This is a genomic window from Edwardsiella piscicida (assembly GCF_001896205.1).
In the GTDB taxonomy this organism is placed as follows: Bacteria; Pseudomonadota; Gammaproteobacteria; order Enterobacterales; family Enterobacteriaceae; genus Edwardsiella; species Edwardsiella piscicida.
Genome location: NZ_MPNU01000001.1, coordinates 2,810,716 through 2,817,441 on the forward strand (window position 1 = coordinate 2,810,716; position 6,726 = coordinate 2,817,441).

Consider the following 6,726-nt stretch of genomic DNA (forward strand, 5'->3'; position numbering starts at 1 on the left):
CGTTGGCTGGTGACGCTTTTCACCACCGGCGGCCCGGTGCAAGTCGTTTAAGCAGAAACGCCCATCAACATCCTGACGAACGCAGATACCATCAATCGAGATCAATTGATTCATCACTACCTCCACACAGTTGGTTGTCCCCACATACCCCGGCATGGCTATGTGGTCTATCTATTCTACTGGATATTAAAACAGCCCGCATGAAAATCTTTTTGTTATATAAGGCATTACAAATAAAATGAAAAATCATGATTGGCATAATTGGCACACTATTTGCTCGAAAGCTTCTTAGGTAACGATAAGATTTGCTGTACCGTGATCTCTACACAGCCGCCTTTCACCACCTCGCCGAACTCCGCCGTCAGGCGCTTAATCTGACTATCGTCATGCCAGATACCGATCTTCGTCATAGAGTCCAGTGGCGCCTTGAAGAAGTTATCCAGATCACGGCTGGCGCGAGTTGGCGGGTACAGGACGACATGCACAGACAGATCGCCAGCCATCGGAACCGGATAGCGGCGCAACTGCTCCAGTACACGGGCGCGGCATTCGATGTGGAATGCACGCCCTCTGGCGCTCACTAGGTGACGGCCAGCAAGCGGCCCCCGCGAGGGGGCGCGCCAGTAAGTGTTAACGCTAGGTGGGAATGGGAGGTACAGCCTCACGCCGCACTCCTTACTGGACGGCCTATAGCCTCCAGCATCGATTTCGAGACCGTAGTGATACGATGCAGTGGCGTGGTGAACGGACGCCAAATCAGGAGCATTGACCCCTTGCTATTCCCCTTCTGCTCCGCTCCCGTCACAGCGTGGACAAAGTTGACACGGCCACCGGTGATCACCCTCACCTCATCGACCGTTTTCAGCGCCTCACTGAACCAGCCCACGCTCATATCCTCCGGGACTAGCATCACTACCGTCTGGATCTGCCGCGCGCTCTGCTCTGCCGCTTTAGCGACCCAAGGCCCGATCTTGCTGTACGGCGGGTTACACCAGACAGCTCCAGCGCTATCCCACTCACACCCCAGGGCGTTGTCTGCCTCGGTCAGATATTTAACGCATAGGGCGTTGCTCTCTGACGCCGCTGCATCCAGCCAGAAGCCGAACTCGAGATCTAACGCATCGAATAACCATAGCGGGGTCTGCCAACAGTCCTTGGCCTCTGCCGGGGTATTGGATTTAATGCTCACAGCACGCCCCCTACGCAGTTGTCATAGTCCATACGCGGATCACCGCTGACACGCTGAACACAACGCACATGGCGCGATAGCTCGTTACGACGCTCCACAACCCCGCCGATCTGTGACGCACTGGCGCACATGGCCGCCGCGGTCAGCTCAGTGATCGCCCTACGGTAAAACCCACGCGATGCCAACGCCTCCGCACGCTCGCAGTGTGCTGTGGCCATAGCCGATTTTTTTATGCTCATGCTGCCTCCCCTGCTGCGCCCTGGCGCTGCTCAACTTCGGTCCAGATACTGTTCCAGCGCTTCTGCGCCCACTCCGGTGACATCTTGCCGACGTTTGCCATGCTGGCCGCCTTGCGGGCTGCCTGCTCCAGCGCTGACGGCTCACGCAGTGGGATACCGGATCCGATAAACCGGCGGAACGCAGCATCACGCAGCGTGGTATCGCCCGAGGCGTGGTTATTACCGGTGGGTTTATTCAGCAGCTTGACGGTCAGCTCATCCCATTTTTCACGCAGCTTGCGCGGTGAGAGCACGTTCTGGCACCAGAAGCTATCCCGATTCACGACCTTGAAAAGTTCGCAGATATCCCGATGGCTACGGCCGTCAAGCTGGCGCATCAGGCGGACTTCGTTGGCCCATTCCGTCCAGTTGGGTTGGCGTGCGGTGGGGTTGATTACCTGGATACGTTGGAATATCCAGCCCGCGCAGTCGAGGTCTTCCTGAGTCCCCCAGGACTTACCGGATGGCGTGTAGACCACTGCTTCGGGGTGCTTAGCCAGAAAATCACTTTTCGACACGTCGGGGGATTCGCCAGAATTCCGCGACGAGAGGTTTTTATTCTCTGTAGTAATCTCTGTTGTATTCTCTGTTGTATTCTCTGTTGTATTCTCTGTAGGATCATTAGGCCAACTTGACCCAATGGATCCGCCCATGTTGACCTGATGCACAGTGTCATTTTGACCAGATGCATTATGGCAATTTGACCTAATGGATTTGGTCATTTTGACATTATCCATTTTGTCATTTTGACCTAATGGGGAACCCTCACAAGAATCACCAACCTTTTTCGCCTTAATTAACTGATTTTCATAATTAATTGTGTAGTGACTAGTCATATCACGCTTCTTCTTGTTCAGCGACTCAATCCGAATAACTCCCATTTTTTTCAGTGATGAAAATGCCCGCCTGATCGTCGAATCAGACCAGAAAGGGAACTGCTTGGCCCACTCTTCTGGAGTGTTGTAAATCCAGCGCTGGCCACCGAAATCGACGCCTGACGTGGTTTCTTTCAGCCAGTAATGCAACTGCTGCAACACGATTGCCTCATTCAGGCCTATCGCCTCAGCTAGCTCAGGATTAACCACAATTGGCCGGCGTGTTAATAACAGGCTCATCAGCCAACCCTCCGAAAACGGCTTTTAAAAATGGATAGCGCGGTATCAATCGTCCACTTATAGGCGGGATCTGTTAGCTGATAGGTGACCAACTGCCTTTCTGTGCATGTCGAAACTACACGCACGATATGGCCATGAGCGCCCATATACAGATGGCCAACCCTCGGAAACTTAACCATGCGCCCTCCCGTTCCCGTAAAACTCGCCCCATGCCGCATCAACCGCTGCACGACCGACTACCAAGCCCCGGCGAGGTTGGTTGTTGCCTGACCGATTAGACGCCGCTACGATTTGCTCATAGCTCAGGCGGCCACCAACAATCCGGCACCGAAATTGCGTTGATGGACGTTTTGGGTTTAAAATGTTCATGCGTTTATCTCCACACAGAGTTATGCGCAACCGACGCACAGGGACGGCATTCCCTGTGCGTCACCCCTTCCATTGAAAACAACCACGAATTATTGACTGGCGCCCCATACAGAACCGAATGGGCGTAGAAGTGCATCGCAAAGCATCCCACCGAAGCCATAAATAACGACGCCAAATCAGCAAACTCATCAGCGCAGATAACGCCATCAGAAGCCGCTTCTCGTTGTGCTTTCGCTAACTCACCACTGGCTATAGCATTGCGCTGTGCATAGTCATACAGCTCTACGTTGTCGATCTGCTCTGGTGCTGGAACCTCAAAGGTGGCATTCCCAACGCGAGCCGAACTGTACTCTGCAAACAGTTTCGTCCCCGACAAATCCTCCATCAGCTCTATCTCCGCCAACGTGAAGAACCGGCTAGCGCACTTCTGATCCAGGCGGTTGCGGAACGCGTCATAGGTCATGCCAAGCTGTGTGGCCATCGCCTTTTGGCCACCAGGAAATGCCTTGCACATCTCTTTGATCGTTGTCTTGATGTCTACCATCTCTTCTTCCCCTTGGTGGGTATGCTGTTCTATCGATTGCAACTAAACTGAAATCATCACGTTCTATATCTGTCCGTTAAAGAGCGGTGGTGCTTAGGCGATTTTTTTATAAAAATCCTTTGAGTACTTCAGTTTTCCCTTGGTGATTTGGTGAACGAGAAGCGCAGCACGCTCAGGAATCACCCCTTTCCACTGAGAGACAGCAGAGTCACTGACCTGCAAAGCCTTCGCTACTGCATGCTGGCTACCGAAGTGCTCAATAACTGCTTTCTTGAGCATGTTTACCTCCATATTTAAGTATTCTTTAATTATCGATATAAAGGATTCTTAAGTCAACAAGATTTAAGATGTCTTAACTATGAAAAGCGAAACCATGGGGTCCCGCATCCATAAGCGGAGGAAAGAGCTGAAGCTAAGTCAGGTGTCTTTAAGTAAGGTGGTTGGTGTCTCTAACGTTGCCATCTCTCAATGGGAGCGTGATGAGACATCCCCACGGGGAGATGCCCTCCTGAACTTGGCTGAGGCCTTACAGTGCAGCGCCGAATACCTGGTTAATGGTGGCGATGTAGATCACAACATTGAATTCAGAAAGGAGAGAACGCAGAAAGGGATGTACCCAGTGATCAGCTGGGTAAGTGCTGGGCAATGGAGTGAGGCAATAGAGGCATATCCAATAATGGCTGTAGACAGGTGGTATGGAACTACAGAGGAATGCCACGCATCATCGTTCTGGCTAGATGTTAAGGGGGATTCAATGACATCTCCTGTGGGATTGAGCATCCCAGAGGGTATGGCGATTCTCGTTGATCCAGAAGCAGCCCCGGATAACGGAAAATTAGTAGTGGCAAAACTAGTTAATGACAATGAAGCAACGTTCAAAAAACTGGTCATCGATTCAGGGCGGAGATTCCTCAAGCCGCTAAACCCGCAATACCCAATGATAGAGATCAACGGGAACTGCCAGATCATCGGCGTTGTCGTTGATGCCAAGATTACCAACCTCCCATAACACTGCGCCCCGCGGGGCGCCATCAACATAAAACCCCACCCCGCAAAACCAATCACACAAAAATATTTAAGTTTTCTTTACGAATGCCTTGACGTGCATTTTAAGTTGTCTTAAAGTTTACTCATCGGGACGGAACACTACAACTCGATGACCGCTTAGACTCACAGGCTGATATCAGCAGATGTGACGAGTGCGAGGGGTAAAACGCATGTGGAAGCATGGGTGTGACCAGTCTGATAGCCATCCACATAGGCATTTGTGAGTGTCTATGTGGATGACAAGTAGTGCTACCTACAGCGATGTGAAGATGAGGAGGAGTTATGGAACAGCAAGAACCACAAGTGATAGCTGGCAACATGTCAAATGACGACCTGCTTAAGTGGATGGAAGAAAAGGTTAGTGCTGCTAACAGCCTTGCGTGTGCTCTTTATAAAAAGAGAGAACTACTGCAAAAATTGGAGTGCATTGAAGTGAGAATTACCGAGCTTACTAAAAATGCAGCAGTGGATATCTTTGTTCTTCGGGCGGATGTTACAGAGAAAAAAAAGACCCATAATGAAAATGGGCCTTTAAATATCGCTCAAAACAACATTGAGCTCAATGATGTAACGATAGCATCATAATGCTATGGTTCTAGATGAACATGAGAAATAGATTCCAGCATAAATTGCTTTGCATATTCCACATCTTCATCTGTAAATGAACCATCACGTGCAGACATAGTTGTATTATTGATTATTTCAATAATTTGATCACAATTTCCAGTACCAACAACCAGCGCATTAATGACACGGGCCATAATATGCTGGGCTACAAACATTTTTCTTAAATTTTGATCGATTATCTCAATTCGTTCATTAACGCTGTAACTGCTAGACATTGCTTAACCTCATATCTTGGTTGTGTAGGAACACCCAAGATACCACTGCCGCCTGAGGTGGTAAAACGACCAGGCTCTAATTTATGTGTGGAGATAGCGCCGAACCGGCGGCACCGTAGGGAAACCGAGCGCGGATATCCGGTAAAAATTGCCTTGTATCAGTTGGCGGCCCCTGCAGCATCAACACCAGGGCGCTTCTCGGGTCGCCGCCCTTTTTACAGCAGCATGAGTATTTGGCCTCCAGGGGCGTTGGCTGAGTGCTCATCCTGCTGTACTACGGGAAACCAACGGCCAGCTGGCGGTGCCGTCATAACACCAGCAGTGATCGATGTGACTTCCAACACAGGCGATCACCGTAGCCACACGATACGTGGCACACACAGAGAAGGGTTCTGGCTAACCATTAACTTAATGTGAAGTGAGTTATTCAGTCTATCCGGCTAGAGCTCTTCTCTGTGTGAATCCCTTATATGCCAATCGTGTTGATTATCCGTAATCAGCGCCGGGGACACTCGTACCTAAAAATGTGTGGAGATAACGATGAAACTTGCTCAAATCAAAAACGCCATTGTCTATAAGGCAACCCTGCCGAACACCGAGAACCTGCTGGCTCACATGCAAGAGCGGCTGTTCACTGACGTATCGGAAACCGCGTTCGGCAGCACTGGGTTCGTTATTAACGAGATTACCGGCGAACTGATCACGCCGATTACCGGTGGATTCTCTTTTACCATCCGTAGCGATGAAAAATTGATCCCAGCTAAGGCCATCAAAAACAAAGTGGATGAGCGAATTGCTGAGCTGCAGAGAAAGAACCTGTTTGGGGAGAGGATTAAACGCAGCGAAAAGGCTGATATTCGCTCCATGGTGATAGCTGAAATGTGTAAAACAGCTTTTGTAAAGTCAGTCTTCATCAACTGCTACTACAGCGAGGAAAACCATCTTCTGTTTGTGGATACGCCAAGCGCTAATGTGGCCAACATGTGCATGCACATGCTCGTAATGGTCACTGGTTCCGTTAAAACCGAGACCATCAACGTCAGCGACCCTAAGCATGGCCTGACTACTCGCCTGAAAAATTATCTGCAAAATAACATGCAGCCGTTTGACGGATTCACTGTCGGAAATATGGTACAACTCGGACGCATGGATGAGCAGAAAGAGGTGATTACATATTCAGAAACTGAGTTGTTCTCAATCTCCGATGAGATACTGAGTAAATTATCTGTATGCTTCACCGTCGAAAAACTTCGCCTGGTATTCAATGGCGATATCGCATTCGTACTCACTAATAAATTTCACTTTAAGCAGATTAACCTCCTGTCAGATCCAGCCTATGAAG

Annotated in this window: 11 protein-coding genes and 1 pseudogene; 3 read left to right on the forward strand and 9 right to left on the reverse strand. The window is 49.9% G+C overall.

Annotated elements, in window-relative coordinates:
- From BRD58_RS18270 to BRD58_RS12925, 8 genes and pseudogenes are all read right to left on the reverse strand, one after another.
- Nucleotides 1–114: pseudogene (locus tag BRD58_RS18270) on the reverse strand (KilA-N domain-containing protein); the annotation flags it as partial.
- Between the two features lie 155 nt (nucleotides 115–269).
- Nucleotides 270–665, reverse strand: a complete 396-nt coding sequence (locus BRD58_RS12895; protein WP_073383296.1) for a RusA family crossover junction endodeoxyribonuclease — start codon at nucleotides 663–665, stop codon at nucleotides 270–272.
- Nucleotides 662–1,189, reverse strand: coding sequence for a phage N-6-adenine-methyltransferase (locus BRD58_RS12900; RefSeq protein WP_073383300.1), 528 nt, complete (start codon nucleotides 1,187–1,189; stop codon nucleotides 662–664). The genes BRD58_RS12895 and BRD58_RS12900 overlap by 4 nt, the downstream gene beginning before the upstream one ends.
- Nucleotides 1,186–1,428 (reverse strand): GNAT family acetyltransferase, encoded by a 243-nt coding sequence (locus tag BRD58_RS12905; protein ID WP_073383304.1) that lies wholly within the window; start codon nucleotides 1,426–1,428, stop codon nucleotides 1,186–1,188. The genes BRD58_RS12900 and BRD58_RS12905 overlap by 4 nt, the downstream gene beginning before the upstream one ends.
- Nucleotides 1,425–2,582, reverse strand: coding sequence for a replication protein O (locus tag BRD58_RS12910; RefSeq protein WP_073383309.1), 1,158 nt, complete (start codon nucleotides 2,580–2,582; stop codon nucleotides 1,425–1,427). Before BRD58_RS12910 ends, BRD58_RS12905 begins: the two co-directional genes overlap by 4 nt.
- On the reverse strand, nucleotides 2,582–2,800 hold the full coding sequence (locus BRD58_RS12915; RefSeq protein ID WP_309379564.1) for a DUF4222 domain-containing protein: 219 nt from the start codon (nucleotides 2,798–2,800) through the stop codon (nucleotides 2,582–2,584). Before BRD58_RS12915 ends, BRD58_RS12910 begins: the two co-directional genes overlap by 1 nt.
- 155 nt (nucleotides 2,801–2,955) lie before the next feature.
- Nucleotides 2,956–3,495 carry a YmfL family putative regulatory protein gene (locus tag BRD58_RS12920; protein ID WP_034166017.1) on the reverse strand — a complete coding sequence of 180 codons (540 nt, stop codon included), beginning with the start codon at nucleotides 3,493–3,495 and terminating at the stop codon, nucleotides 2,956–2,958.
- A gap of 93 nt (nucleotides 3,496–3,588) precedes the next feature.
- Complete coding sequence (locus BRD58_RS12925; RefSeq protein WP_034166018.1) at nucleotides 3,589–3,774, reverse strand: Cro/CI family transcriptional regulator; 186 nt, start codon at nucleotides 3,772–3,774, stop codon at nucleotides 3,589–3,591.
- A 79-nt stretch (nucleotides 3,775–3,853) separates the two neighbouring features.
- On the opposite strand from BRD58_RS12925, the gene BRD58_RS12930 reads away from it, so the two are divergent.
- Both BRD58_RS12930 and BRD58_RS12935 read left to right on the forward strand, forming a co-directional pair.
- On the forward strand, nucleotides 3,854–4,504 hold the full coding sequence (locus tag BRD58_RS12930; RefSeq protein WP_049703850.1) for a LexA family protein: 651 nt from the start codon (nucleotides 3,854–3,856) through the stop codon (nucleotides 4,502–4,504).
- Nucleotides 4,505–4,824: 320 nt separating this feature from the next.
- A complete protein-coding gene (locus tag BRD58_RS12935; RefSeq protein WP_034166019.1) occupies nucleotides 4,825–5,127 on the forward strand; it encodes a hypothetical protein in 303 nt (100 codons plus the stop codon).
- Between the two features lie 2 nt (nucleotides 5,128–5,129).
- On the opposite strand, the gene BRD58_RS17975 is transcribed toward BRD58_RS12935, so the two are convergent.
- On the reverse strand, nucleotides 5,130–5,384 hold the full coding sequence (locus BRD58_RS17975; RefSeq protein ID WP_139263901.1) for a hypothetical protein: 255 nt from the start codon (nucleotides 5,382–5,384) through the stop codon (nucleotides 5,130–5,132).
- 540 nt (nucleotides 5,385–5,924) lie between these two features.
- Here BRD58_RS17975 and rdgC point away from each other — a divergent pair.
- On the forward strand, nucleotides 5,925–6,726 hold an 802-nt coding region (gene rdgC / locus BRD58_RS12940; protein ID WP_073383934.1), incomplete at its 3' end, for a recombination-associated protein RdgC.

Bases quoted from the DNA above. Each gene is read 5' to 3' on its own strand.
- BRD58_RS12905 (WP_073383304.1), bottom strand. From the start codon at position 1,428: ATGAGCATAAAAAAATCGGCTATGGCCACAGCACACTGCGAGCGTGCG.
- BRD58_RS12910 (WP_073383309.1), bottom strand. From the start codon at position 2,582: ATGAGCCTGTTATTAACACGCCGGCCAATTGTGGTTAATCCTGAGCTA.
- BRD58_RS12915 (WP_309379564.1), bottom strand. From the start codon at position 2,800: ATGCGGCATGGGGCGAGTTTTACGGGAACGGGAGGGCGCATGGTTAAG.
- BRD58_RS12920 (WP_034166017.1), bottom strand. From the start codon at position 3,495: ATGGTAGACATCAAGACAACGATCAAAGAGATGTGCAAGGCATTTCCT.
- BRD58_RS12925 (WP_034166018.1), bottom strand. From the start codon at position 3,774: ATGCTCAAGAAAGCAGTTATTGAGCACTTCGGTAGCCAGCATGCAGTA.
- BRD58_RS12930 (WP_049703850.1), top strand. From the start codon at position 3,854: ATGAAAAGCGAAACCATGGGGTCCCGCATCCATAAGCGGAGGAAAGAG.
- BRD58_RS12935 (WP_034166019.1), top strand. From the start codon at position 4,825: ATGGAACAGCAAGAACCACAAGTGATAGCTGGCAACATGTCAAATGAC.
- BRD58_RS17975 (WP_139263901.1), bottom strand. From the start codon at position 5,384: ATGTCTAGCAGTTACAGCGTTAATGAACGAATTGAGATAATCGATCAA.